Source organism: Kitasatospora sp. NPDC057015 (assembly GCF_042673745.1).
Classification (GTDB): domain Bacteria; phylum Actinomycetota; class Actinomycetes; order Streptomycetales; family Streptomycetaceae; genus Kitasatospora.
Window position 1 is genome coordinate 13148 of sequence record NZ_JBHUSG010000046.1, and the last position, 24163, is coordinate 37310.

The window sequence follows — 24163 nt, forward strand, 5'->3', positions numbered from 1 at the left end:
CGCAATTCTGCCAGCGTCGCCGGTCGCGCCCGGCCGGCCCGCCCCGAGCCCGCCCCGAGCCCGCTCCGGGCGGGCCCCTCCGGGCGGCCGGTTCCCGGTCGCCGGATCCGCCCGGGGAGCAGCCCTCGGCACACGAACCGGAGCGCGCCGTACCGCCCTCGCCACCCGCCGTGACCTGCGCCGGGAAGCGAAACGCACGCCACCCGCGCCCCGCTCGCACTCCGCGCGCCCTCACGCGCTCCCGCGCCGGGGCCGGTCGCGCCTTCCTATCGTGAGGGCCGGCCTGTCATGAGGGCCGGCACTCCTCGGCGAAGGGCGTTCAAGATGGCGAGACGTTGGCTGGTGACGGGCTGCTCGTCGGGGCTCGGGTACGCGCTGGCCGAGGCGGTGGCCCGGGGCGGGGACACCGTGCTGGCGACCACCCGGCGGCCGGGCGCGCTGGAACCGCTGGCCAAGGCCCATCCCGGCCGGATCACCGAGGCCGTGCTCGACGTCCGGGACGCCGGACAGTGCCGGGCCGCGGTGGAGCTCGCCGTGGAGCGCCTGGGCGGGGTGGACGTCCTGGTCAACAATGCCGGCTGCGGGCTGTTCGGCGCGGTCGAGGAGGTCTCGGACGCGGAGTTGCGCGAGCAGCTGGAGGTCCTGGTGGTGGGCCCCTGGCGGCTCACCCGCGAGGTCCTCCCCCTGATGCGGGCCCAGGGCTCCGGACACATCGTCAACGTCTCCTCCCTCGCCGGCCGGACGGTCTTCCCCGGCCTGGGCGCCTACAGCGCCGGGAAGTACGCACTGGAGGCGATGAGCCAGGCCCTCGCGGTGGAGGCGGCGGCGTTCGGCGTCAGGGTGACGGTGCTGGAGCCGGGCGGCTTCGCCACCCGCTACGGCAGCTCGCTCACCGCCGCCGCGGCCCGGATGCCGGAGTACGAGCCGGCGACCGACCCGATGCTGGACGGGCTGCGGGCGATGGAGGGCAACGCCGAGCTCGGCCGGCCGGAGGACTTCGCGGCCCTGGTGCGCAGGGTCGTGGCGAGCGGCTCCGCGCCGCTGCGGCTGCCCGTGGGCGAGGACGCCTTCGGCTACCTGACCACCCTCGCGGCGGCGGCCGTGGCGGAGCTGGCCGAGGCCGCGGACTTCGTCGGCGACCCGGGGGCGGCGCAGACCGCGCCCGTCCCGACGGTCCCGGCGCCGGCGCGGGCCGAGGCCGCCGGCAACCCGGCCTGACCCGTCCACCGTCCAGGGCGGGGGGCCGGACGGCGGGCGCGGGTGCCCGTGCGGGCGAGCGGGCGGACGGGCGGACGGACAGGGGCAACCCCGCGGCCCGCCCGGTTCCGGGCGGACGGGCCGCGGGGTCGTCGGTGGGGAGCGCCGGGAGACGCTCCGGGGAGGCTAGGCCTCCAGGGCCGCGCGGGCGTCCACGAAGGCCGCGACGGCGCGCTCGACGTCCTCGGTGGAGTGGGCGGCGGAGAGCTGGACCCGGATCCGGGCGGCGCCGTGCGGGACGACCGGGAAGGAGAACCCGATCACGTACACGCCGCGCTCCAGCAGGAGTTCGGCCAGCCGGCCGGCCTTGGCCGCGTCGCCGATCATGACGGGCGCGATCGGGTGGTCGCCCGGCAGGATCTCGAAGCCCGCCTCGGTCATCTTCGAGCGGAACAGCGCCGTGTTGGCGGTCAGCCGCTCGCGCAGCTCGTTCGACTCCTCGACCAGGTCGAGCACCTTCAGCGAGGCGGCGGCGATCACCGGGGCGAGCGAGTTGGAGAACAGGTAGGGGCGCGAGCGCTGGCGCAGCAGGGCGACGATCTCCCGGCGGGCCGCGACGTAGCCGCCGGAGGCTCCGCCGAGGGCCTTGCCGAGGGTGCCGGTGATGATGTCGACGCGGTCCATCACGCCGTGCAGCTCGGGGGTGCCGCGTCCGCCGGGGCCGACGAAGCCGACGGCGTGCGAGTCGTCGACCATGACCATGGCGTCGTAGCGGTCGGCGAGGTCGCAGATCTCGCGCAGCGGCGCGACGTACCCGTCCATCGAGAAGACGCCGTCGGTGACGATCAGGCGGCGGCGGGCGTCCTGGGTGTCCTGGAGCTGCTTCTCCAGGTCGGCGAGGTCGCGGTTGGCGTAGCGGTGGCGGCGGGCCTTGCTGAGGCGGATGCCGTCGATGATGCTCGCGTGGTTGAGCGCGTCGGAGATGACGGCGTCGCGGTCGTCCAGCAGGGTCTCGAAGACGCCGCCGTTGGCGTCGAAGCAGGAGGAGTAGAGGATCGTGTCCTCCTGGCCGAGGAAGGCGGAGAGCCGGTCCTCCAGCTGCTTGTGGACGTCCTGGGTACCGCAGATGAAGCGGACCGAGGCCATGCCGTAGCCCCAGCGGTCCAGCGCGTCCTTGGCGGCGGCGAGGATCTCGGGGTGGTCGGCGAGGCCGAGGTAGTTGTTGGCGCAGAAGTTCAGCACCTCGCCCGGCCGGCCGCCGCCGGTGACGGTGACGGCGGCGCTCTGCGGGGTGCCGATCACCCGCTCGGGCTTGAAGAGGCCGGCCTCGCGGATCTCGTCGAGGGTGGTGGCGATGTCGTCGCGCACGGAGTCGAACACGGCTACGGGCTCCTTGTGAGAGGGTCAGACGGTCCAGTCGAGGATGATCTTGCCGCAGCGTCCGCTCGCGGCGTCGTCGAAGGCGGACTCGAATTCGGCGGCGGGGTAGCGGCCGGTGATCACGGGGCTGAGGTCGAGCCCGCCCTCCAGCAGCACCGACATCGCGTACCAGGTCTCGAACATCTCGCGGCCGTAGATGCCCTTGATGGTGATCATCGAGGTGACGATCCGCGCCCAGTCGACCGGGAAGTCCTCGGCGGGCAGGCCCAGCATGGCGATCTTGCCGCCGTGCGTCAGGTTGGCGATCATCTGCTGCATCGCCTCGGGACGGCCGGACATCTCCAGGCCCACGTCGAAGCCCTCGCGCAGGCCCAGCTGCCGCTGGCCCTCCTCGATGGTGTGCTCGGCGACGTTCAGCGCCAGCGTCACGCCGACCTTGCGGGCCAGGTCCAGGCGGTACGGGCTGACGTCGGTGATCATCACGTTGCGGGCGCCGGCGTGCTTGGCGACGGCGGCGGCCATGATGCCGATCGGGCCGGCGCCGGTGATCAGCACGTCCTCGCCGACCAGCGGGAAGGACAGCGCGGTGTGCACGGCGTTGCCGAACGGGTCGAAGATCGCGGCCACGTCCAGGTCGACCGGCACCCGGTGCACCCAGACGTTGGAGGCGGGCAGCGCCACGTACTCGGCGAAGGCGCCGTCGCGCCCGACGCCCAGGCCGACGGTGTTGCGGCACAGGTGGCGGCGGCCGGCCAGACAGTTGCGGCACTTGCCGCAGACCAGGTGGCCCTCGCCGCTGACCAGGTCGCCGACGCTCACCTCGGTGACGGCGGCGCCGATCTCGGCGACCTCGCCGACGAACTCGTGACCGAGCGTCAGCGGCGTGCGGATGGTCTGCTGCGCCCAGCCGTCCCAGTTGCGGATGTGCAGGTCGGTACCGCAGATCCCGGTGCGCAGCACCTTGATCAGCACCTCGCCGGGGCCGATGGCGGGCTTCGGGACGTCCATCAGCCAGAGTCCCGGCTCGGCCTTCTGCTTGACGAGTGCCTTCACTGCGGCGGCTCCTGACGCACGTGGGGGCGGCCTGGTGTGGGCAGGCCGGCGGAGCCCGGCGGGGGCGGCCGCTGCGGCCGGCGCCGCACCGGGCACTGTGCAATCTGCCTGGTGGGAGCGGGTGCGGTCCATCGAGGAATTCTTAAGGGCCGCCACAGCTGGGCTTCACGATGGTGCCCGAGCCGTGCCCCCGCGACCCGGCGCCGTGCCGCGCGCCACCCGTACGGAGGATGCGGTGCGGTGCGCGGCGGTGCGGTGCGCGGCATGGCGTGACGTGGCTCGCGGGCGGCTGCGGTGCGGCCGGCCACCCGGTCCGGCGGGCCGGGACCGGGCGCCGGACCGGGCGGCCGGGACCGGTCGCCGGTGGAGCGGCCGCGGACCTCAGGGGGTCGCCGGGGCCTGGGACTGCCGCCGATCATTGCGGCACATTGCGGCGGCGTGACATTTAATCCGGACTGTTGACGTAAATTCGTCGCGCTCGCCATCCTGACTGGCATGCACCAACACGACGGCCCTCTGGCGCGCTTGAGGCAGGGCCACGAAACACTGGTCCTCGACCTGCTACGGCGACACGGCCCGCTCACCCGGGCCGGTCTCTGCACGCACACCGGCCTCTCCCGCACGACGCTGTACGACATCGTCGGCGGGCTGGTGACCGCCGGTGCCGTGGTCACCGCGCCCCCCGAGGCGACGGGCCGCCGGCGCGGGCGCCCGGTGGAGACCCTGAGCCTCAACCCGGCCGCGGGGCTGGCGATCGGGATCGACTTCGCCCGTCGGGCCGTCCATGTCGCGGCCGTCAACGTGGCGCACGAGGTGGTCGGTTCGGCGAGCGAGCAGCACCCGGCCGACCTCTCGTGGGACCGGCGGATCGCGCTGGCACGCCGGCTGGTCGGCACGCTCGCGGGGGGCTCGCTCAGGCTCGACGCGGTGGCCGGCATCGGCGCCGGCGTGGTCGGCCCGGTCGGACTCCCCGCCCCCGCCGGCACCGCCCCGGGCACCGCGCCGGGCACGGCGCAGGCCCACCCCGGCCCGCCGGCCGACCCGGGCCCGCAGGCCCTGGCCGGCACCGCAGAGGCGGTACGCGAGCGACTTGCCGAGGCCTTCGGCGTGCCCGTGCACGTCGACAACAACACCCGGCTGGCCGCACTCGCCGAGTCGGTCTGGGGCGCGGCCACCGGCTCGCGGGACGTGCTGTACCTGCGACTGTCGCACGGCGTCGGCGGCGGCCTGGTGGTCGGAGGCGCGCTGCACGGCGGCGCCCACGGCCTGTCGGGCGAGTTCGGGCACATCACCGTCGACCCGGCGGGCGCCCCGTGCGACTGCGGCGGCCGTGGCTGCCTGGAGACCGTGGCGTCGGTCGGCGCGGTGCTGGACGCGTACCGGGCCGCGGGCGGGAGAGCGACCGACGTCGCGGGGTTCACCGCGGCGGCGCGGGACGGGGACGCCGCGGCGGCCGGCGTGCTGCGCGCGGTCGGCGCGCAGGTCGGGGCCGTCCTCGCCGCGGTGTGCAACGCGGTGGGCCCCGGGGTCGTGGTGGTCGGCGGGGAGCTGGCCGAGGCCGAGGAACTGCTGCTGGGGCCCGTCCGTGAGGCGCTCTCGGCGCAGGTGCTGCCGCTCGCCCGCAGCCTGCTGGACCTGCGGCGGGCCGCGCTCGGCGAGTACGGCGGCGCCCTCGGCGGCATCGCGCTCGTCCTGCACGCCTCGCCGCTGCTCGCCCACTACCCCACCAGACCCGAGCACCGACCCGAGCACCGGCCCCGAAACCGACCCGAAGTCGAGGAAACCCCGTGACCCGAACCGACCGGAGGCGGCGGCGATGGCAGCCGTGACGACCGGGGCGGCCCGGCCCGCGCGCCCGGCCGCGCGCCGCCTGGCCCGGACCCTCACCCTCAATCTCGCCGCGGTCGCCGCGGGCCTGGCCGGCTGGGCCCTGCTCGCCTCCTCCGGAATGCAGGGCCTGCCGGGACCGGCCGAGGTCGCCGGCCGGGCGGGCGAGCTGATCGCCGACGGCACCCTGCTCGACGACACCCTGGCCAGCCTGCGCCGGGTGCTGACCGGGTTCGCGCTGGGCACCCTGACCGCCGTACCGGTCGGGTTCCTGATGGGCTGGTACCCGACGGCGCGGGCCCTGCTGGAGCCGTACGTGCAGTTCTTCCGGACGATCCCGCCACTGGCGCTGATCCCGCTGGCGATCGTGCTGATGGGCATCGGCGAGGTGCCGAAGGTCTTCGTGATCTTCCTGGCGGCGTTCCTGTCGAGCGTGGTGGCGGCGTTCCAGGGCGTGGTCGACGTGGACGTGACGCTGGTCAACGCGGCCCGGGTGCTCGGCGCGGGCGACCGTGCGATCTTCCTCCGGGTGGTGATCCCGGCGGCGGCGCCGTTCATCCTGGTCGGCATGCGGATCGGGCTCGGCTCGGCCTGGGGCACCCTGGTCGCCGCGGAGCTGATCGCCGCCCAGGAGGGGCTGGGCTTCCGGATGCAGCAGGCGCAGCTCTACTACGACCTCCCGACGATCTTCGTGGGGCTGATCACGATCGGCGTGCTCGGCCTGACGATGGACCGCCTGCTCCAGCTCGCGGAGCGGCGCCTCACCCGATGGCAGGAGCGCCGATGAGCACCGCGCAGAGCAGTCCGACCGCTTCCCCCGATCCCACCGGCACCACCAGCACCACCAGCAAGCTGTCCTTTCGGGCGGTCGGCCGGACCTACCCGGTCGGGGACGGCGTGTTCACCGCACTCGACACCGTCTCCCTCGACGTCGCGGACGGTGAGTTCGTCACCGTCGTCGGCCCCTCCGGCTGCGGCAAGAGCACCCTGCTCGGCATGGCCGCCGGGCTGGTCGAACCGACCTCCGGCCGGGTACTGCTGGACGGCGTGCCGGTCACCGGGCCGGGCCCGGACCGCGGGGTGATCTTCCAGCAGTACGCGCTGTTCCCGTGGCTGACCGTCCGCCGCAACGTCGAGTTCGGCCTGCGGCTCGCCGCGATCCCCGCCGCCGAGCGCCGTCGCCGCGCTCAGTACGCCATCGACCTGGTGGGCCTGACCGACTTCGCGGACGCGCTTCCCAAGACGCTGTCCGGCGGTATGCGGCAGCGCTGCGCGATCGCCCGCGCCTATGCCGTCGACCCGCAGGTGCTGCTGATGGACGAGCCGTTCGGCGCGCTCGACGCGCTGACGAGGGTCCAGCTGCAGAACCAGCTGCTGGACACCTGGAGCCGGGAGCGGCGCACCGTCCTGTTCATCACGCACGACGTGGACGAGGCCGTGCACCTCGCCCGGCGGGTGGTGGTGATGGCCGCCCGGCCGGGCCGGATCGACCGGATCGTGGACGTCGACCTGCCCTACCCGCGCACCGAGGAGATCCGGCTCTCCGAGGCCTTCGGCCGGATCCGCAACGAGGTCTGGCACGCCGTCTACCACCAGCCGCCGGCCGCCCCCGCCGTCCCGGCCGTCTGACCCCCTCCCTCCGGCAACTCCTCTCCCCGACAAGGAACTCACACGCCATGCGTATACTCCGTCGCGCCCTCTTCACCGCCTCCACCGTGACCGTGCTGTCGCTCTGCGCGACCGCCTGCTCCTCCGGCTCCGCGCAGGACGCGTCCGGCGGCACCACCAAGGTGCGGTTCGGCTACATCAGCGACTACAACGGCGCCAGCCTGCTGGCCATCGCGGACAAGCAGGGCCTGTGGAAGAAGTACGGCCTCGCCCCGGAGCTGAAGGTCTTCACCAACGGCCCGCTGCAGATCACGGCGCTCGGCGCCGGCGACCTCGACTTCGGCTACATCGGCCCCGGCGCCGTCTGGCTGCCCGCCTCCGGCAAGGCGAGGATCGTCGCGGTCGACACCCTGGCGTACGCGGACCGGGTGATCGCCCAGCCCGGCATCGGCTCCGTGCAGGACCTCAAGGGCAAGAAGGTCGGCGTACCGGCCGGGACCTCCGGCGAGATGGTCCTCAACCTGGCCCTCCAGCAGGCCGGACTGTCCCCGCAGGACGTCCAGAAGGTGCCGATGGACCCGTCGACCGTGGTCTCCGCGTTCGTGTCGGGGCAGATCGACGCCGCCGGCATCTGGTACCCGCTGATCGACACCATCAAGGCCAAGAAGCCGGACCTGGTGGAGATCGCCAGCACGAAGAACTTCACCGACCGCGCGTTCCCCACCGCGTTCGTCTCCGGCACGAAGACGGACGCCGCACTGTCCGGCAAGGTCGTCAAGCTGCTCCAGGAGGCCAACGACTGGCGCGCCGCCCACCCGGACGAGGCCGTCGAGGAGGCCGCCACGCTGCTCAAGCTCGAACCGGCGAAGGTGAAGGCCGACGCGGCCAACGTGCAGACCATGACCACCGCCGACCTGGTGGCCAAGACCAAGGACGGCACGGTGGACGGCTGGTTCAAGGGCCTCGGCGACTTCTTCGTCTCCACCGGCCAGCTCAAGACCTCGCCGAACCCGGCCGACTTCTACGCCGGCGACGCCTACGTCAAGGCGGCCGCGAAGTGAACCTGCTGTTCCTGATGACCGACCAGCACCGGGTCGACACCCTCGGTGCGTACGGCAATCCGCACGTGGCGACCCCCCACCTGGACCGGCTGGCCGCGACCGGCACCCGCTTCGACCGCTTCTACACCCCGACCGCGATCTGCACCCCGGCCCGCGCCAGCCTGCTCACCGGCCAGAACCCCTTCCGGCACCGGCTGCTGGCCAACCAGGAGCGCAACGTCGGCTACCTGGAGGACCTCCGCGAGGACGTCTTCACCTTCCCCGAGGCGCTGCGGGCCCGCGACTACCGGCTCGGGCTGATCGGCAAGTGGCACGGCGGCACCGAACGCAACGCCGCCTCCTACGGGTTCGAGGGCCCCGACCTGCCCGGCTGGCACAACCCCGTCGACCATCCGGACTACCTGGCCTACCTCGCCGAACGCGGCCTGCCGCCGTACCGGATCTCCGAGCCGGTCCGCGGTACCACCCCGAACGGCAACCCCGGCAACCTGCTCGCGGCCCGCCTCCACCAGCCCGCCGAGGCGACCTTCGAGCACTACCTCGCGACCCGCGCGATCGAGCAGTTGGAGCGGTACGCGGCGGACGGGCGGCCGTTCTTCCTCGCCACGCACTTCTTCGGCCCGCACCTGCCGTACCTGCTGCCCGACGCCTACTACGACATGTACGACCCGGCGCTGGTCGAACTCCCCGCGTCCGTCGCCGAGACCTTCGAGGGCAAACCGCCCGTCCAGCAGAACTACTGCGACCACTGGACGTACGACACCCTGACGGAGGAGACCAGTCGCAAGCTGATCGCGGTGTACTGGGGGTACGTCACCCTCATCGACCAGCAGATCGGACGCATCCTCACCCGGCTGGACGAACTCGGCCTCACCGACGGCACGTCGGTGTTCTTCACCGCCGACCACGGGGAGTTCACCGGCGCGCACCGGCTGCACGACAAGGGCCCGGCGATGTACGAGGACATCTACCGGATCCCCGGCATCGTCCGGGTGCCGGGCGCGCCGCCGCAGGTCCGCGACGAGCTGGTCTCGCTCACGGACTGCACCGCGACCATCCTCGAACTCGCCGGCGCCGATCCCTCCCCCGCCGTCGACAGCCGCAGCCTGCTGCCGCTGGTCCGCGGCGAACAGCCGCACTGGCCACAGGAGTTGATCGCCGAGTTCCACGGCCATCACTTCCCCTACCCGCAGCGGATGATCCGCGACGACCGGTACAAGCTCATCGTCAACCCCGAGTCGGTCAACGAGTTGTACGACCTCGACCAGGACCCGCACGAGCTGGTCAACCGCCACGGGGACCCGGCGTACGCGGACGTCCGCGCCCGGCTCACCCGGCGGCTGTACGACCTGCTGCGCGAGCGCGGCGACAACTTCCACCACTGGATGGCGCCGATGTACGAGGTCGGCGCGCTCGACCACGACCCCACCCTCAGTGCCTTCGAACCCGAGGGCACCGACGCCACCGCTCGCGGCCGCAGCGACACCCGCACCGCACCCACGACCAGGGAGACGGCATGACACGCACGCAACGCACCGGCAGAAGGCGGCTGTTCCGGCTGGCCGGCGCCTGTGCGCTCGCCTTCGGCCTCGCCGCGGGCACCCTCCCGGCCGCGCACGGCGCGCAGGTGGCGCGCGTGCCCCGGGCGGCCGTGCAGGCCCCGGGCGCACAGGCCGCGACGTACACCAACCCGGTGAGCGCCGGTACCGTCGACACCTTCCCCGACCCGACCTCCATCCGCGGCAAGGACGGCTACTGGTACGCCTACGGGACCCAGAACCCCGTCCTCCAGAGCAAGGGCGAGGACGGCGAGCGCATCCTGCCGATCCTGCGCTCCGCCGACCTGGTGCACTGGGACTACGCCGGTGAGGTCTTCACGCCGGCCACCCAGCCCGCCTGGGAGGGCGGCTCACGCCTCTGGGCCCCCGACATCCGGTACTTCGACGGCCACTACAGCCTGTACTACTCGGTGCCCGGCAGGAACACCGTGGCCATCGCCACCGCCCCGACCCCGACCGGCCCGTGGACCGACGGCGGCGCCGTCCTGCCCTCCCCCAGCGGCTGCCCCAGCGGCAACATCGACCAGTCGCAGTTCACCGACACCGACGGAACCCCCTACCTCTACTGGGGCAGTTACGACACCATCTGCGTCGCCCAGCTCAGCCCCGACCGCACCCGCACCCAGGGCGCCGTCACCCAGATCGCCCGCGGCCGGCGGATGGAGGGCGGCTTCGTCGTCCACCGCGGCGCCTACTACTACCTCTTCTACTCCGACGCGGGCTGCTGCGACGGCGCGTTCAGCGGCTACCAGGTGAAGGCCGGCCGGGCCACCAGCCCGCTCGGCCCGTTCACCGACGACCAGGGCACCGACCTCGGCGCCCTCACCAGCAAGGCCGGTTTCGTCGTCGGCGCCAACGGGAACCGCTGGATCGGCCCCGGCCACAACGCCGTCCAGACCGACCTCGCCGGGCAGGACTGGCTGGTCTACCACGGCATCCCGTCCGACGCGCCCGACCTCGCCCCCGCCGCGGGCGGCACCCTCAAGCTGAGCCGGCGCCCGCTGCTGGTCGACCGGCTCGACTGGATCGACGGCTGGCCGGTCGTCCGGGCCGGTGCCGGTCCGTCCGACACCGCGCAGACCGCCCCCGCCACCGGCTGGTCGGCCGGCGGCACCTTCAACGACGCGACGCTGAACGGCTGGCACGCCGAAGGCGCCGGGACGGGCGGCTGGACGACACCCGTCCTGGCCGACTCCGGCGGCTACGCCGCGCACGCCGACAGCGGCACCGCCGCCGCCCACCTGGTCAGCAACGGGACCGCACCCGCGAACGTCCGGGCCGAGGCGGACCTGCGGGTCACCGCGGCCGGCGGCGCCGCCGGCCTGACCCTCGCGTACGCCGGGCCGGGCGACCGCGTCACCGCCTGGATCGACCGGGGCCGAGGCGCCCTCGTCACCGAGGCGGTGGTCGGCGGCACGTCCGCCGGCGAGCAGGTCACCGCCCTGCCGGCCGGCTTCACCTGGAACACCTGGCACAGCGTCACCGCCGAACTCCGCGGCACCGCGCTGACGGTGGAGGTCAGCCACGACCGGCTGCACGACCCGGTCGCCGTGCAGACCCGTACGCTGCCCGCGGGCGCCGCCCGCGGCGGCTCGGTCGCCCTGTCCGCCCGCGGCGCGGGTGCGGGCGGTGACAACGCCACCGCCACCGCGCTGTACACGCCCGTGACGGCCCGGGTCGCCGCTCCCGTCCCCGGCGCCCTGCTGCCCGCGTACAGCGACGAGTTCGACACCGGTACGGTGCCCGGCAGCACGGCCGGCTCCCCGTGGAGCTGGGTCCGCGGCCCGGCCGCCGGTGTGACGTCCGGCTCCGGCTCCCTCTCCTGGCCCACCCAGGACGCCGAGCTCTACCTCGGCACCAACACCGCCTCCGTCCTGCAACGCCCGGCGCCTTCGGGTGACTTCACCGTCGAGACGAAGATGGTCTTCGCGCCGGGGCAGAGCGCGCAGCAGGCCGGTCTGGTGCTGTACGAGAACGACGACCGGTGGTTCAAGCTCGTGCACTCCGTGCTGCCGCTGAACAACGGCAACGGCGCCCTGTTGCACGTCACCGAGTTCGGCAAGGAGGGCGAGCGTCCCACCACCACCCCGCCCACCGCCGTCGCCAACGCCCCGATGTTCGGCGGGCCCGCCGCCGACACCCTCTGGCTGCGGCTGGTCCACCACACCGACACCGCGAACAACGAGCACGAGGTGCGGGCCGTCACCAGTCGCGACGGCGTCACCTGGTCGTACTCCGGTGTCTGGACCCTCCCGGTCAGGGGCGCGCTGAAGATCGGCCTGGTCTCGATGAACAAGTCCGGTGCCACCGCCAGGTTCGAGTACCTGCGGACCTACGCCGGCTGATCCGGCCCGGAGCAGCCCCGGCCGTCCGGGGGCCGCCCCCTGCGGGCGCCCCCCGGACGGCCGGGGCTTCGCACCGAGCGCCTCCCGCAACGGTCCAGGACCATGCCGCTCGGCGCGGTCGGGCAGCACGGGGGCCGACCGTCAGCCGGCGAGCTCCACGGTGGTGCGGGTCTCGCCGTCGTAGCTACGGGCGGCGTCGAAGGTGCCGGCGGGCCGGCACGGCACCGGCAGTACGGCGTGGGCGAGTGCCAGGCCGCGTACGTCCAGCGGGCGGGTGAGGCTCAGGTGCGGCCGCCAGCGTCCGGGGACGAGCCACGGGTGCGGACCGGGAGCCCCGTCGAGAAGTGCCCAGACCTCGCCGTGGAGGTCGAGCAGCTCCGCCGTCGGATCGACCGCCAGTGCGAGGACGTGCCAGCCACGGGCGGCCGGCAGGACGACCGGCCCCGTCGACCGGGCCGGCAGCGGCAGCGCGGCGCGCAACAGGCCCGCGATCTCCGCCAGGACCGCCGCGGGCACCGTCTCGCACGCGGCCACCGTCAGGTGCGGCCGGTTGGTCGGGTGGGGGTGCGAGGCGAGGCTGGGCACGCCCGCGTCGGCCAGCCGGCGCCACACGCGCCGCACCTGGGCGTCGAGGTCCGGCAGGCAGGTCAGCTCGACGGTCCGCACCCTGCCACGGTACGGCGTCCGGGTCCGCCGGACCCGGCGGCGGAGGACGGGCCCGCGACTCCGGCACCGGCCGGCAGCGGATTCCCGGCGCGCTACGCCCCCAGCACCCGCGCCAGGTCGTACGAGACCGGCTCCTCCAGCTGCTCGTAGGTGCAGCTCTCCGGCGTCCGGTCCGGGCGCCAGCGGCGGAACTGCGCGGTGTGCCGGAACCTGGTGCCCTCCATGTGGTCGTACGCCACCTCGCAGACCCGCTCGGGCCGCAGCGCCACCCAGGAGAGGTCCTTGCCGCCCGTCCAGCGGCTCTGCGCGCCCGGCAGCCGCCCGCTCGCCTGCGCCTCCTCGTCGGCCCAGGCACCCCAGGGGTGCCCGGCCGAGGGGTCCGTCCGCAGCGGCGCCAGCTCCTCGACCAGCTCGCGGCGGCGGGCCGCGGTGAAGGCGGCGCAGACGCCGACGTGCTGCAGCCGCCCGTCCGCGTCGTACAGGCCGAGCAGCAGCGAGCCGACCACCGGGCCGCTCTTGTGCTCGCGGTAGCCGGCCACCACGCAGTCGGCCGTCCGGCCGTGCTTGACCTTGAACATCGTCCGGTCGCCCGGCCGGTAGGGCTGGTCCAGCGGCTTGGCCACCACGCCGTCCAGTCCGGCGCCCTCGAACTGGGCGAACCAGGTACCGGCCAGCTCCCGGTCGGTGGTGGCGGGCGCGGTGAACACCGGGTCGGCGGCCGTCCGCAGCGCCTCCACCAGGGCCGGGCGGCGCACCTCCAGCGGCTCGTCCAGCAGCGAGCGCCCGCCGAGCGCCAACAGGTCGAAGCCGACGAAGGAGGCGGGAGTGCGTTCGGCGAGCGTCCGCACCCGGGAGGCGGCCGGGTGGATCCGCTCCAGCAGCTCCTCGAACCGCAGCCGCCCCTCGCGGGCGATCACGATCTCGCCGTCCACCACGCAGCGCGGCGGCAGTTCGGTGCGGAACGCGGCCACCAGTTCGGGGAAGTACCGGGTGAGCAGTTTGCCCGTCCGGCTGCCGATCTCGACCTCGTCGCCGTCCCGGAAGACGATCGCGCGGAAGCCGTCCCACTTGGCCTCGTACTGCATTCCGGGCGGGATCTCGGGCACCGCCTTGGCGAGCATCGGCGCGACCGGCGGCATCACAGGCAGGTCCATGCCTTCGATGGTGCCGCCGCCCGCCCCGGCCCGCGCGGGGACGGCCGCGCTCCGGGCGCGCACCCCGGCCCCTCCGCCTAGCGTGGACGTCATGGCTGGAGCTGTGGAACTGGACGTCGCCGGTCGTGCGGTGCGGCTGTCGAACCCGGACAAGGTGTACTTCCCCGAGCGGGGGTACACCAAGCTGGACGTGGCGCAGTACTACGTCGCGGTCGCCGAGGGGGTGCTGCGCGGCCTGCGGGAGCGGCCGACCACCCTGCAACGGTTCCCGGACGGGGTGGACGGCGAGTTCTTCTACCAGAAGCGCGCGCCCAAGGGCCTACCCGAATGGCTGCCGACCGCGACGATCAACTTCCCCAGCGGCCGTTCGGCGGACGAGATCTGCCCGACCGAGCCGGCCGCCGTGCTCTGGGCCGCCAATCTCGGCTGTCTGACCTTCCACCCCTGGCCGGTGCGCCGGGCCGACACCGAGCACCCGGACGAGCTGCGGATCGACCTCGACCCGCAGCCGGGCACCGACTTCCACGACGCCGTCCGGGCCGCCCACGAGCTGCGCGACCTGCTGGCCGGGTACGGGATGCAGGGCTGGCCGAAGACCTCCGGCGGGCGCGGCCTGCACGTCTACGTGCCGCTGGAACCGCGCTGGACCTTCACCGACTGCCGGCACGCGGTGATCGCGCTCGGCCGCGCCCTGGAGCAGCGGATGCCCGGGCAGGTCACCACCGCCTGGTGGAAGGAGGAGCGCGGCGAGAAGATCTTCGTCGACTACAACCAGATGGCCCGCGACCGCACCATCGCCTCGGCGTACTCGCTGCGCGCCCGCCCGGGCGCCACCGCCTCCACCCCGCTGCGCTGGGAGGAGCTGGACGACGCCGCGCCCGAGGACTTCGACCTGCGGACGGTGCCGGCGCGGTTCGCCGAGGTGGGCGACCTGCAGGCCGGGATGGACGGGCAGGCCTTCGGGCTGGATCCGCTGCTGGAGCTGTACGAGCGGCAGGCGAAGGACGAGGGGCTGGGCGAGCTGCCGTACCCGCCGGACCATCCCAAGGTCGCGGGCGAGCCCACCCGGGTCCAGCCGAGCCGGGCCCGCAAGCACTGACCCGGGGCGGCCGGGCGCTGCCCGGGACGGCGGCCCCGGGAGAAGGGGCCGGCGGGCGACGGGCCCCAGGAAAAAGGTGCCGCGGGCGTCCGGGGGCCCGCGCTACCGTGCTGCCATGACACTCGGCTCCCCCGACGACGTCCGCAGCCGCGAGGACCTGGCCGCGTTCGTCCGGGACCTCCGCCAGGACCTCCGCAGCCCGGACCAGCGCTGGGAGAACGGCACCCTGGACTCGTTCCTGGACGCCCTCGCGGCGTGGATCGAGGATTCCCACGGCCGGTACCGGCGGTTCGGCGAGGAACTCCCGGCCGACGGCGACTGGACCTTCTTCGCCCGGGCCCTGGACGCGGCCACCGTCTACGAGTGACCCGCCCGGGGTGACCACGCTCCGAGTGACCCCGCCGAAGGTGATCCCGCCCGGGCCGGTCAGGTCAGGGGGACGGGGCCGCGGCGCCGGCCGGAGCCGTCCGGCTGATGATCCGGACGGCGTCGGCGATCTGCCGGTCCGTCAGGTCGCCGCGGGCGGTCAGCCGCAGCCGGGAGACGCCGTCGGGGACGGACGGCGGCCGGAAGCAGCCCACCGCCAGGCCGGCCGTGCGGCAGTCCGCCGCCCAGGCCACCGCCGCCTCCGGGCCGGGGGCGCGGACCGAGACGACGGCCGCGTCGGGGGTACTGGCCGACAGCCCTTCGGCCGTGAGCCGGGCGGCCAGCGTCCGGGCCACCTCGCGGGCCCGCTCGGCGCGGTGCGGTTCGGCCCGCAGCAGGCGCAGCGCGCCGAGCGCGGCGCCCGCCGCGGCCGGGGCCAGGCCGGTGTCGAAGATGAAGGTGCGGGCGGTCTCGGTGAGGTGCCGCACCACCCGGCGCGGGCCGAGGACGGCGCCGCCCTGCGAGCCGAGCGACTTGGAGAGGGTGACGGTGGCGACGGTGTCCGGCTGCCCGGCCAGCCCGGCGGCGGCCAGCGCGCCCGCGCCGCCGGGGCCGAGCACGCCGAGCCCGTGCGCGTCGTCCACCAGCAGCGCGGCGCCGTGGGAACGGGCCGCGGCGGACAGCTCCGGGAGGCGGGCGGCGTTGCCGTCCACGGAGAAGACGGAGTCGGTGACGACCAGGGCCCGCCGGTGCGTGCGCGCGGCCAGCGCGGCGGCCACGGCGGCGGGATCGCTGTGCGGCGCCCGGTGGACGTCGCTGCGCGACAGCCGGCACCCGTCGATCAGCGAGGCGTGGTTGTTGGCGTCCGAGACGATCAGGGTGTCCGGGTCGGTGAGCGCGGTGAGGGCGGCCAGGTTCGCGGTGTAACCGGAGGAGAAGACCAGCGCCGCCTCGACCCCGCAGAACGCGGCGAGCTCCTCCTCCAGCTCGGTGTGCAGCGCGGTGGTGCCGGTGACCAGCCGGGAGCCGGTGGAGCCGCCGCCCCAGCGCAGCGCCGCCTCGGCGGCGGCCCCGGTGACGGCGGGGTGGTGGACCAGCCCGAGGTAGTCGTTGCTCGCCAGGTCCAGCACCGGGTCGTCGGCGGGGCGGCTGCGCAGGGTCCGGGTGAGGCCGGCCCGGGCCCGCAGTTCGGCGGCCTCGTCGAGCCAGTCGAAGACGGCGGCCGGGGTGAGGGTCTGCTGCTCGGGCGCGGTGGGGTGGGCCATGGGCCGCACTCTGGCACGAGGGACGCGGCCCGGGCAATGTGCGCCTGCGCACACGCCCGGGCCTCGGCCGTCGCCCCGTCAGATCCCCGCCGGCCGGCCCGGGGCCCGGGCCGATCCCGACCGCCCGGGCGGCCCGGCCCCGGCGACCGCGCTGCTCAGGCTGCCCGGTCGGTCAGCCGGCGCAGCCGCAGCGGTTCGGCCAGCACCTCGGCGAGGGTCTCCGAGACCAGCTGGAAGTGCGCGGTCGCGAAGTGCAGTCGGAGGGCCTCCTCGTCGGTCCACTCCTCGATGATCACCATCTGTTCGGGCCGGTTCGGGTCGGCGAGGAGCTGGTAGCCGAGGCAGCCGGGCTCGTCCAGGGACGGCTCGATCATCGCCTCCAGCGCGGTCCGAAGCCGGTCCGTCCGGCCGGGCTCGGCCAGCAGGGTCGCGATCACGATCACGGGGTTCACTCCTTCTTCTCTGCTTGCTCGTTCCTGGGACGACCGGGTACCCGGTCAGGGGCGCAGCGGTCCGGCGCCGGCTCCGGTGCGGGCCAGCGCTCCGGTGATCGCGTCGAGGTCGGCGGCGTCGAGCGCCAGCTCCACGGCGCCGGCCCAGTCGTCGATCTGCCCGGGCCGGCGGGCGCCGACGATGGCGCCGCTCACGCCCGGCCAGGCGAGGGTCCAGGCGATGGCGACCGCCGCGACCGTGGTGCGGTGGCGTTCGGCCACCGGGCGCAGCGCGTCCACCAGGGCGAGGTTGCGCGGGAGTCCGGTGGTGAAGTCCGGGTGCCCGCGCCGCCAGTCCTCCGGGTCCAGGCCGGCCACCCGTTCGGCGGTGAAGGCGCCGGTGAGCAGGCCGGAGGCGAGCGGCTGGTAGACCACGGCGGCCGCGTCGTTGGCGGCGGCCCAGGCCAGCTCGGGCGCGGCGGACCGGCTGAGCAGCGAGAACTGCGGCTGGATCGCGTCGACCCGGGCGACCTTCGAGGCCGCCGCCAGTTGCTCGGGGTCGTGGTTGGAGAGGCCGATCGCCCGGACCTTGCCCTCGGTCCGCAGGTCGGCCATCACCTGCCAGTACTCCTCCAGCGGGGTGCCGTGGGACTCGGCCGGCGGCTCGGCCCCCCACTCCAGCGACTGGCCGTCGGCGGGCCAGTGCACCTGGTACAGGTCGATCGTCTCGGTGCCGAGCCGGCGCAGCGAGGCCTCCAGCTCGCGGCGGACGCCGGCCGGCTCCATCACCTTGCGCGGTGCGCCGAGCGGGTCGCGCTCGTCCCAGAGCAGGCCGCACTTGGTGAAGACGTAGGGGCGCCGGGAGGCGGGCAGCGCGGCCAGCGCCCGCCCGACCACCTCCTCGGAGTGGCCGAGGCCGTAGACGGCGGCGGTGTCGATCCAGTTGACGCCCAGCTCGACGGCGCGGTGGACGGCGGCGATCGAGTCGCGGTCGTCCTGGGCGCCCCAGCTGTAGCGCCAGCCGGCGCCGCCGATCGCCCAGGCGCCGAAGCCGATCCGGCTGATCATCAGGTCGGTGCCGCCGAGCGGCACGGTGGGTACGTCGGTCATGTCGGTCCGTTCAGAAGGGGTGCGGTCTGCTGCCGGACACGATCCTTCGCCCGCCGCGCGGTCCTCGGCAGGGCTCCGCCGCACCCTGGGTCTGGCAGGACCAGGCTCGGGCCGCGCCCGGTGCGCGATGATCTGCCGTATGGACAGACGAGCCGAGTTGGGGCAGTTCCTCCGGTCGCGCCGCGCGCGCCTGAAGCCGGAGGAGACCGGTCTGCCCGTGTACGGCGGCCGGCGGCGGGTGCCGGGGTTGCGGCGCGAGGAGCTGGCCCAGCTGGCCGGGGTGAGCGTCGACTACTACGTGCGGCTGGAGCAGGGCCGGACCGACCACGTCTCGCAGGCGGTGCTGGACGCGGTGGCGCGGGCCCTGCGGCTCGGCCCGGACGAGCGCCGCCACCTGGGCAACCTGGCCCGTCCGCGGCCGGCGGCCCGGGTGCCCCGACCGGCCCAGCGGGTGCTGCCGGGTCTGCAACGGCTGCTGGACGCGATGGCCGACGTCCCCGCGTACGTGCTGGGGCTGGGCACTGAGGTGCTGGCGTGGAACCGGCCGGCGGCGGCGTTGATCACCGACTTCGGGGCGCTGGAGCCCGGGCGGCGGCAGAAGGCCCGGCTGGTCTTCCTGGACGAGGCCTCCCGCGAGCTGTACGCCGACTGGGAGCAGAAGGCCGCCGACGTGGTCGCGTACCTGCGCCTGGGCGCCGGACGCCACCCGCACGACCCGGAGCTGTCCGCCCTGATCGGCGAACTGAGCATGGGCAGCCGGGACTTCGCCCGGCTCTGGGCCGGCCAGGAGGTCCGCGACAAGACCCGGGGCTCGTACGTGTTCCGGCATCCGGTGGTCGGCCGCCTGGAGCTGGCGTTCGAGACGTTCCGGCTGCCCGACGACCCGGACCAGGCCCTGGTCGCGTACACCGTGGAGCCGGGCAGTGCGAGCGAGGCGGCGCTGCGGTTGCTGCTCTCGCTGGAGGCGACCGACCGGCCCGCGCCGGCGCCCGCCGCCGGGCCGGGCGGCGCCCCGGGTCGCCCCGGCGTCCCGCCCTTTGCCCACGGACGTCGCGAGCAGGCAAGATAGCCGGGTGACCCTCCTTGACCTGATGCCGAGCCCCGCCACTCCCGACGCGCTGTACGAGACCTTCGCCGCCTGGGCGGAGGAGCGCGGCATCACGCTGTACCCCGCCCAGGAGGAGGCGCTGATCGAGCTGGTCTCGGGGAACAACGTGATCCTGGCGACCCCGACCGGCTCGGGAAAGAGCCTGGTGGCGGCGGGTGCGCACTTCGCGGCGCTGGCCGAGGGCAAGCGGACCTTCTACACCGCCCCGATCAAGGCGCTGGTCTCGGAGAAGTTCTTCGACCTGTGCAAGATGTTCGGCACCGAGCAGGTCGGCATGATGACCGGCGACGCGAGCGTGAACCCGACCGCGCCGATCATCTGCTGCACGGCCGAGGTGCTGGCGAACATCGCCCTGCGCGACGGGGCCCAGGCCGACGTCGGCCAGGTGGTGATGGACGAGTTCCACTTCTACGCCGAGCCGGACCGCGGCTGGGCCTGGCAGATCCCGATCCTGGAGCTGCCGCACGCGCAGTTCCTGCTGATGTCGGCCACCCTCGGCGACGTCCGCCGCTTCGAGGAGGACCTGGCCCGCCGCACCGGCCGCCCGACCACCGTGGTCCGCTCGGCGACCCGGCCCGTCCCGCTGTTCTACGAGTACCGCCGCACCACCATGCACGACACCCTGGAGGAGCTGCTGACGACCGGTCAGGCGCCGGTGTACGTCGTGCACTTCACCCAGAAGGAGGCGGTCGAGCGGGCGCAGTCGCTGATGAGCATCAACATGTGCTCGAAGGCGGAGAAGGACGCGATCGCCGACCTGATCGGCAACTTCCGCTTCACCACCAAGTTCGGCCGCAACCTCTCCCGGTTCGTCCGGCACGGCATCGGCGTGCACCACGCCGGCATGCTGCCCAAGTACCGCCGGCTGGTCGAACGCCTCGCGCAGGCAGGCCTGTTGAAGGTCATCTGCGGCACCGACACGCTCGGCGTGGGCGTCAACGTGCCGATCCGCACGGTGCTGTTCACCGCGCTCTCCAAGTACGACGGCATCCGGGTGCGCACCCTGCGGGCCCGCGAGTTCCACCAGATCGCCGGCCGGGCCGGGCGCGCCGGCTTCGACACCGTCGGGCAGGTCGCCGCGCAGGCGCCCGAGCACGTGGTCGAGAACGACAAGGCGCTCTCCAAGGCCGGCGACGACCCGAAGAAGCGCCGCAAGGTGGTCCGCAAGAAGGCCCCCGAGGGCTTCGTCGGCTGGACGGAGGAGGGCTTCGAGAAGCTCATCGCCGCCGACCCGGAGCCGCTGGTCTCCCGCTTCAAGGTCACCCACGCGATGCTGCTCTCGGTGATCGGCCGGCCGGGCAACGCCTTCGAGGCGATGCGGCACCTGCTCACCGACAACCACGAGGAGCGCTCCGCGCAGCGCCGGCACATCCGCAGCGCCATCGCGATCTACCGCTCGCTGCTGGACGGCGGCGTGGTCGAGCGGCTGCCGGAGCCGGACGCCGACGGCCGGATCGTGCGCCTGACCGTCGACCTGCAGGAGAACTTCGCGCTCAACCAGCCGCTCTCCACCTTCGCGCTGGCCGCCTTCGAACTGCTCGACCCGACCTCGCCCTCGTACGCGATGGACGTGGTCTCGGTGGTCGAGGCGACCCTCGACGACCCGCGCCAGATCCTCGCCTCGCAGCAGAACAAGGCGCGCGGCGAGGCGATCGGCGAGATGAAGCGCGACGGCGTCGAGTACGAGGAGCGGATGGAGCGGCTCCAGGACATCACGTACCCGAAGCCGCTGGAGGAGCTGCTCAGCCACGCGTACGACGTCTACCGGCGCGCGCACCCGTGGATCGGGGACCACCCGCTGCAGCCCAAGTCGGTCGTCCGTGACCTGTACGAGCGGGCGATGACCTTCAGCGACTACGTCGGCCACTACGACCTGGCCCGCACCGAGGGCATCGTGCTGCGCTACCTGGCGGGCGCGTTCAAGGCGCTGGAGCAGACCGTCCCCGAGGACATCAAGACCGACGACCTGAAGGACGTGATCGCCTGGCTGGGCGAGCTGGTCCGCCAGGTCGACTCCAGCCTGCTCGACGAGTGGGAGCAACTGGCCAACCCCACGGACCCGTTGGCCCCCGAGGTGACGCTGGACGACCGGCCGGCGCCGGTCACCGCGAACGAGCGGGCGTTCCGGGTGCTGGTGCGCAACGAGATGTTCCGCCGGGTGGAGCTGGCCGCGCTGGAGAACTACCACGCGCTCGGCGAGCTCGACGGCGAGTACGGCTGGGACGCCGACCGCTGGGCCGACGCGATGGACGCGTACTGGGAGGAGCACGACGACCTCTCCACCGGCCCGGACGCGCGCGGCCCCAAGATGCTGCTGATCGAGCAGGACGAGGACTCCTGGCAGGTCCGGCAGATCTTCGACGACCCGGCCGGCCACCACGACTGGGGCATCAGCGCCGAGGTCGACCTGCACGGCTCCAACGAGGAGGGCCGCGCGGTGCTGCGCGTCACCGCCGTCGACCGGATGGACGGCTGACCCGGCGACGACGCCGAACGGACGGGGCCCCGACGATTCGTCGGGGCCCCGTCCGGCTGCTGCGGGTCGAGAGCGGCCGCTCCGAGTCCCGACCGCGCCGGCCACCGGCCGCCGGGCCCGGGCCGGCGCGGGCGGGCCCCGCCGGGCTCAGGTCCAGATGAACTGCGCGCCGGCCGCGAAGGAGACGGCCCTGGTGGCCTCGTCGACCAGCTGCTTCGGGGTCGGGCCGGCCGGGGTGCTCGCCGTGGGACTCGCCGGGACCGGCGCCGTCGTGGACGCTCCCGGGGCCGGGGTGCCGCCGGCGGTGGCACCGCTCGCCGTGGGGCTCGGGGTGGCGCTGCGCGGCTCGGCGAACCGCGAGACGGCGACGGTCAGGAAGTGGCCGACGGACTCCACCCGGCCGGCCGTGGCGGGCTTGGTGGCACCGGCCTGGACCACCGGAACGGCCGCCGCGGAGGCGTCGGGGAGGATGAAGGCCAGCGCGTCCGCCGGGCCCGGCTCGGCGCGCAGGGCCTGCGCGGCCCGGGCCGCGGAGGCGTCGTCGGGGAAGCGCAGCACGGTGACGCTGCTGAGCAGGGCGGGCTGGTCGACGGAGCTGAAGCTGACGGTGACGTAGCCCTGGCAGCCGCTGCCCTGCAGCGGGTCCAGCTCGCGGGACTGCAGGGTCTCGGCGCAGTCCTGGCCCTGCCGGGCGCCGTTGCGCCGGCCCTTGTAGGAGCCCATCTCGACGACCCGCTGGGCGGGGAAGTACCGGTCGGCGGTGAGGCCCTCGGGGTCCGTCACGGTCGGCGGCAGCGGGTTGCCCACCACCGGAGGGGTCCGGACGGCGTCGGAGCTGGAGGGGCCGAGCCCCGGTATCCAGTCGCCGGGATGCGGCCGGCTGACTATCCATCCCCCGCCGGCGACCACCGCGACGACGACGCACCACCCCAGCGCCCGGGCCGGGAGGGCCCGGCTGGCCTGGCGCGCCCGCGCGGCGCGTCCCTCGGGTGTCTGGGCTGCCGGATGCGGGTCACGTTGCCCCTGCGTGGTCATGGCGCAGATTCTAGGCGGTGGGCTCGGGCCGTCGATCAAGGGGTGCCGTCGCAGCCGGGGTGACCTGCACCACTACTGTGAGCGGCGACACTGTGACAACTCGCACATCTGCCGGGAGATCTTCTGGCGGGTTCCCTCTGGCGCGGGCCACCGGCGAGCGGGCAGGATCAGGCGCATGGATCTGCTCGACACCCTCACCGCCAAGGGCCTGCGCCGGGAACTCCCCACCCGCGAGGAAGCCCTTGCCGTCCTCGCCACCACCGACGACGAACTCCTCGACGTGGTCGCGGCCGCCGGGCGGGTGCGCCGGCAGTGGTTCGGCCGCCGGGTCAAGCTCAACTACCTGGTGAACCTCAAGAGCGGCCTCTGCCCCGAGGACTGCTCGTACTGTTCGCAGCGGCTCGGCTCCAAGGCGGAGATCCTCAAGTACACCTGGCTGAAGCCTGAGCAGGCCGCCGAGGCGGCGGCCGCGGGCCTCGCCGGCGGCGCCAAGCGCGTCTGCCTGGTCGCCAGCGGGCGCGGACCGACGGACCGCGACATCGACCGGGTCGCGGACACCATCGCCGCCATCAAGGACGCCAACGAGGCCGTCGAGGTGTGCGCCTGCCTCGGCCTGCTGTCCGACAACCAGGCGGAGCGGCTCAAGGCGGCCGGCGCCGACGCGTACAACCACAACCTGAACACCTCCGAGAACACCTACGGGGACATCACCACCACCCACACCTACGCCGACCGGGTGGACACCGTCACCAAGGCGCACGGCGCCGGCCTGTCCGCCTGCTCGGGCCTGATCGCGGGCATGGGCGAGAGCGACGAGGACCTGGTCGACGTGGTCTACGCCCTGCGCGAGCTGGACTCGGACTCGGTGCCGGTCAACTTCCTCATCCCGTTCGAGGGCACCCCGCTGGCCAAGGAGTGGCACCTCACCCCGCAGCGCTGCCTGCGCATCCTGGCGATGGTCCGGTTCGTCTGCCCGGACGTCGAGGTGCGGATCGCCGGCGGGCGCGAGGTGCACCTGCGCACCATGCAGCCGCTGGGCCTGCACATCGCCAACTCGATCTTCCTCGGCGACTACCTCACCAGCGAGGGCCAGGCCGGCCAGGCCGACCTCGACATGATCGCGGACGCCGGCTTCGAGGTGGAGGGCGCCGGCCAGGTGACGCTGCCGCGCCACCGCGCCGACGCCGCCGAGGCGGCCGGGCATGCCTGCGCCCCGGCCGGCGGCGGCTGCGGTTCGGGCGGCGGCTGCGGCCCCTGCGGCGGTCACGGCGAGAGCGCCCCCGCCGCGGAGCCGGCCGCCGCCGCGTCCGGCGCGCAGGAGGACGAGGTGCGCAGCGACCTGGTGCGGGTGCGGCGCCGCGGCGCCGGCACCGAGCTGGCGCCCAACGCCTGAGCGACGCGCAGCGAACCGAGACGACCGAGG

At 74.2% G+C, this 24163-nt stretch carries 20 protein-coding genes; 12 read left to right on the top strand and 8 right to left on the bottom strand.

Going from position 1 to position 24163, the window contains the following annotated elements; all coding sequences use genetic code 11:
- The first annotated feature begins 324 nt into the window (after window positions 1-324).
- Window positions 325-1218 (top strand): SDR family oxidoreductase, encoded by an 894-nt coding sequence (locus ACFTWP_RS32230; protein WP_380268506.1) that lies wholly within the window; start codon window positions 325-327, stop codon window positions 1216-1218.
- Between the two features lie 165 nt (window positions 1219-1383).
- Here ACFTWP_RS32230 and ACFTWP_RS32235 read toward each other — a convergent pair whose 3' ends face one another.
- Window positions 1384-2577, bottom strand: a complete 1194-nt coding sequence (locus ACFTWP_RS32235) for a glycine C-acetyltransferase (protein ID WP_380268507.1) — start codon at window positions 2575-2577, stop codon at window positions 1384-1386.
- A gap of 24 nt (window positions 2578-2601) precedes the next feature.
- Complete coding sequence (tdh, locus tag ACFTWP_RS32240; RefSeq protein ID WP_380268508.1) at window positions 2602-3630, bottom strand: L-threonine 3-dehydrogenase; 1029 nt, start codon at window positions 3628-3630, stop codon at window positions 2602-2604.
- Window positions 3631-4113: 483 nt separating this feature from the next.
- Between tdh and ACFTWP_RS32245 the strand changes: the two genes are divergently transcribed.
- From ACFTWP_RS32245 to ACFTWP_RS32270, 6 genes are read left to right on the top strand one after another with little or no spacing between them, the layout of a single operon-like run.
- Complete coding sequence (locus ACFTWP_RS32245; protein WP_380268550.1) at window positions 4114-5421, top strand: ROK family transcriptional regulator; 1308 nt, start codon at window positions 4114-4116, stop codon at window positions 5419-5421.
- Window positions 5422-5446: 25 nt separating this feature from the next.
- Complete coding sequence (locus tag ACFTWP_RS32250; RefSeq protein ID WP_380268509.1) at window positions 5447-6244, top strand: ABC transporter permease; 798 nt, start codon at window positions 5447-5449, stop codon at window positions 6242-6244.
- Window positions 6241-7086: an ABC transporter ATP-binding protein gene (locus ACFTWP_RS32255; protein WP_380268510.1), complete on the top strand. Its 846-nt coding sequence runs from the start codon at window positions 6241-6243 to the stop codon at window positions 7084-7086. The genes ACFTWP_RS32250 and ACFTWP_RS32255 overlap by 4 nt, the downstream gene beginning before the upstream one ends.
- Window positions 7087-7133: 47 nt before the next feature.
- A complete protein-coding gene (locus ACFTWP_RS32260; RefSeq protein WP_380268511.1) occupies window positions 7134-8126 on the top strand; it encodes an aliphatic sulfonate ABC transporter substrate-binding protein in 993 nt (330 codons plus the stop codon).
- On the top strand, window positions 8123-9646 hold the full coding sequence (locus ACFTWP_RS32265; RefSeq protein WP_380268513.1) for a sulfatase-like hydrolase/transferase: 1524 nt from the start codon (window positions 8123-8125) through the stop codon (window positions 9644-9646). The genes ACFTWP_RS32260 and ACFTWP_RS32265 overlap by 4 nt, the downstream gene beginning before the upstream one ends.
- Entirely contained in the window at window positions 9643-12030 is a 2388-nt protein-coding gene (locus tag ACFTWP_RS32270; RefSeq protein ID WP_380268514.1) for a family 43 glycosylhydrolase, read from the top strand. Before ACFTWP_RS32265 ends, ACFTWP_RS32270 begins: the two co-directional genes overlap by 4 nt.
- A gap of 141 nt (window positions 12031-12171) precedes the next feature.
- Here ACFTWP_RS32270 and ACFTWP_RS32275 read toward each other — a convergent pair whose 3' ends face one another.
- Both ACFTWP_RS32275 and ACFTWP_RS32280 read right to left on the bottom strand, forming a co-directional pair.
- On the bottom strand, window positions 12172-12696 hold the full coding sequence (locus tag ACFTWP_RS32275) for a 2'-5' RNA ligase family protein (RefSeq protein ID WP_380268515.1): 525 nt from the start codon (window positions 12694-12696) through the stop codon (window positions 12172-12174).
- Between the two features lie 92 nt (window positions 12697-12788).
- Complete coding sequence (locus tag ACFTWP_RS32280) at window positions 12789-13850, bottom strand: ATP-dependent DNA ligase (RefSeq protein WP_380268516.1); 1062 nt, start codon at window positions 13848-13850, stop codon at window positions 12789-12791.
- A 91-nt stretch (window positions 13851-13941) separates the two neighbouring features.
- On the opposite strand from ACFTWP_RS32280, the gene ligD reads away from it, so the two are divergent.
- Both ligD and ACFTWP_RS32290 read left to right on the top strand, forming a co-directional pair.
- Window positions 13942-14949, top strand: coding sequence for a non-homologous end-joining DNA ligase (gene ligD / locus ACFTWP_RS32285; protein ID WP_380268517.1), 1008 nt, complete (start codon window positions 13942-13944; stop codon window positions 14947-14949).
- A 115-nt stretch (window positions 14950-15064) separates the two neighbouring features.
- Window positions 15065-15316, top strand: coding sequence for a hypothetical protein (locus tag ACFTWP_RS32290; protein ID WP_380268518.1), 252 nt, complete (start codon window positions 15065-15067; stop codon window positions 15314-15316).
- A 64-nt stretch (window positions 15317-15380) separates the two neighbouring features.
- Here ACFTWP_RS32290 and ACFTWP_RS32295 read toward each other — a convergent pair whose 3' ends face one another.
- The 3 genes from ACFTWP_RS32295 to ACFTWP_RS32305 all read right to left on the bottom strand — a co-directional run bounded on the left by ACFTWP_RS32295 (window position 15381) and on the right by ACFTWP_RS32305 (window position 18121).
- On the bottom strand, window positions 15381-16580 hold the full coding sequence (locus ACFTWP_RS32295; protein WP_380268519.1) for an 8-amino-7-oxononanoate synthase: 1200 nt from the start codon (window positions 16578-16580) through the stop codon (window positions 15381-15383).
- Between the two features lie 155 nt (window positions 16581-16735).
- The gene (locus ACFTWP_RS32300) at window positions 16736-17023 is read right to left on the bottom strand and encodes a putative quinol monooxygenase (RefSeq protein WP_380268520.1); all 288 of its coding nucleotides are present in this window, start codon (window positions 17021-17023) and stop codon (window positions 16736-16738) included.
- A gap of 54 nt (window positions 17024-17077) precedes the next feature.
- On the bottom strand, window positions 17078-18121 hold the full coding sequence (locus ACFTWP_RS32305) for an aldo/keto reductase (protein ID WP_380268521.1): 1044 nt from the start codon (window positions 18119-18121) through the stop codon (window positions 17078-17080).
- 139 nt (window positions 18122-18260) lie between these two features.
- On the opposite strand from ACFTWP_RS32305, the gene ACFTWP_RS32310 reads away from it, so the two are divergent.
- Both ACFTWP_RS32310 and ACFTWP_RS32315 read left to right on the top strand, forming a co-directional pair.
- Entirely contained in the window at window positions 18261-19190 is a 930-nt protein-coding gene (locus ACFTWP_RS32310) for a helix-turn-helix transcriptional regulator (protein ID WP_380268522.1), read from the top strand.
- A 22-nt stretch (window positions 19191-19212) separates the two neighbouring features.
- Window positions 19213-21705: a DEAD/DEAH box helicase gene (locus ACFTWP_RS32315; protein WP_380268551.1), complete on the top strand. Its 2493-nt coding sequence runs from the start codon at window positions 19213-19215 to the stop codon at window positions 21703-21705.
- A 147-nt stretch (window positions 21706-21852) separates the two neighbouring features.
- Here ACFTWP_RS32315 and ACFTWP_RS32320 read toward each other — a convergent pair whose 3' ends face one another.
- Entirely contained in the window at window positions 21853-22740 is an 888-nt protein-coding gene (locus ACFTWP_RS32320) for a hypothetical protein (protein WP_380268523.1), read from the bottom strand.
- 175 nt (window positions 22741-22915) lie between these two features.
- Here ACFTWP_RS32320 and bioB point away from each other — a divergent pair, with 175 nt between their 5' ends.
- Window positions 22916-24133, top strand: a complete 1218-nt coding sequence (gene bioB, locus ACFTWP_RS32325) for a biotin synthase BioB (RefSeq protein WP_380268524.1) — start codon at window positions 22916-22918, stop codon at window positions 24131-24133.
- The last annotated feature ends 30 nt before the right edge of the window (window positions 24134-24163 follow it).

Excerpts from the sequence above, each read along its gene's own strand:
- ACFTWP_RS32230 (WP_380268506.1), top strand. The coding sequence starts at position 325 with ATGGCGAGACGTTGGCTGGTGACGGGCTGCTCGTCGGGGCTCGGGTAC.
- ACFTWP_RS32250 (WP_380268509.1), top strand. The coding sequence starts at position 5,447 with ATGGCAGCCGTGACGACCGGGGCGGCCCGGCCCGCGCGCCCGGCCGCG.
- ACFTWP_RS32255 (WP_380268510.1), top strand. The coding sequence starts at position 6,241 with ATGAGCACCGCGCAGAGCAGTCCGACCGCTTCCCCCGATCCCACCGGC.
- ACFTWP_RS32260 (WP_380268511.1), top strand. The coding sequence starts at position 7,134 with ATGCGTATACTCCGTCGCGCCCTCTTCACCGCCTCCACCGTGACCGTG.
- ACFTWP_RS32270 (WP_380268514.1), top strand. The coding sequence starts at position 9,643 with ATGACACGCACGCAACGCACCGGCAGAAGGCGGCTGTTCCGGCTGGCC.
- ACFTWP_RS32280 (WP_380268516.1), bottom strand. The coding sequence starts at position 13,850 with ATGGACCTGCCTGTGATGCCGCCGGTCGCGCCGATGCTCGCCAAGGCG.
- ligD (WP_380268517.1), top strand. The coding sequence starts at position 13,942 with ATGGCTGGAGCTGTGGAACTGGACGTCGCCGGTCGTGCGGTGCGGCTG.
- ACFTWP_RS32290 (WP_380268518.1), top strand. The coding sequence starts at position 15,065 with ATGACACTCGGCTCCCCCGACGACGTCCGCAGCCGCGAGGACCTGGCC.
- ACFTWP_RS32295 (WP_380268519.1), bottom strand. The coding sequence starts at position 16,580 with ATGGCCCACCCCACCGCGCCCGAGCAGCAGACCCTCACCCCGGCCGCC.
- ACFTWP_RS32305 (WP_380268521.1), bottom strand. The coding sequence starts at position 18,121 with ATGACCGACGTACCCACCGTGCCGCTCGGCGGCACCGACCTGATGATC.
- ACFTWP_RS32310 (WP_380268522.1), top strand. The coding sequence starts at position 18,261 with ATGGACAGACGAGCCGAGTTGGGGCAGTTCCTCCGGTCGCGCCGCGCG.
- ACFTWP_RS32315 (WP_380268551.1), top strand. The coding sequence starts at position 19,213 with ATGCCGAGCCCCGCCACTCCCGACGCGCTGTACGAGACCTTCGCCGCC.
- ACFTWP_RS32320 (WP_380268523.1), bottom strand. The coding sequence starts at position 22,740 with ATGACCACGCAGGGGCAACGTGACCCGCATCCGGCAGCCCAGACACCC.
- bioB (WP_380268524.1), top strand. The coding sequence starts at position 22,916 with ATGGATCTGCTCGACACCCTCACCGCCAAGGGCCTGCGCCGGGAACTC.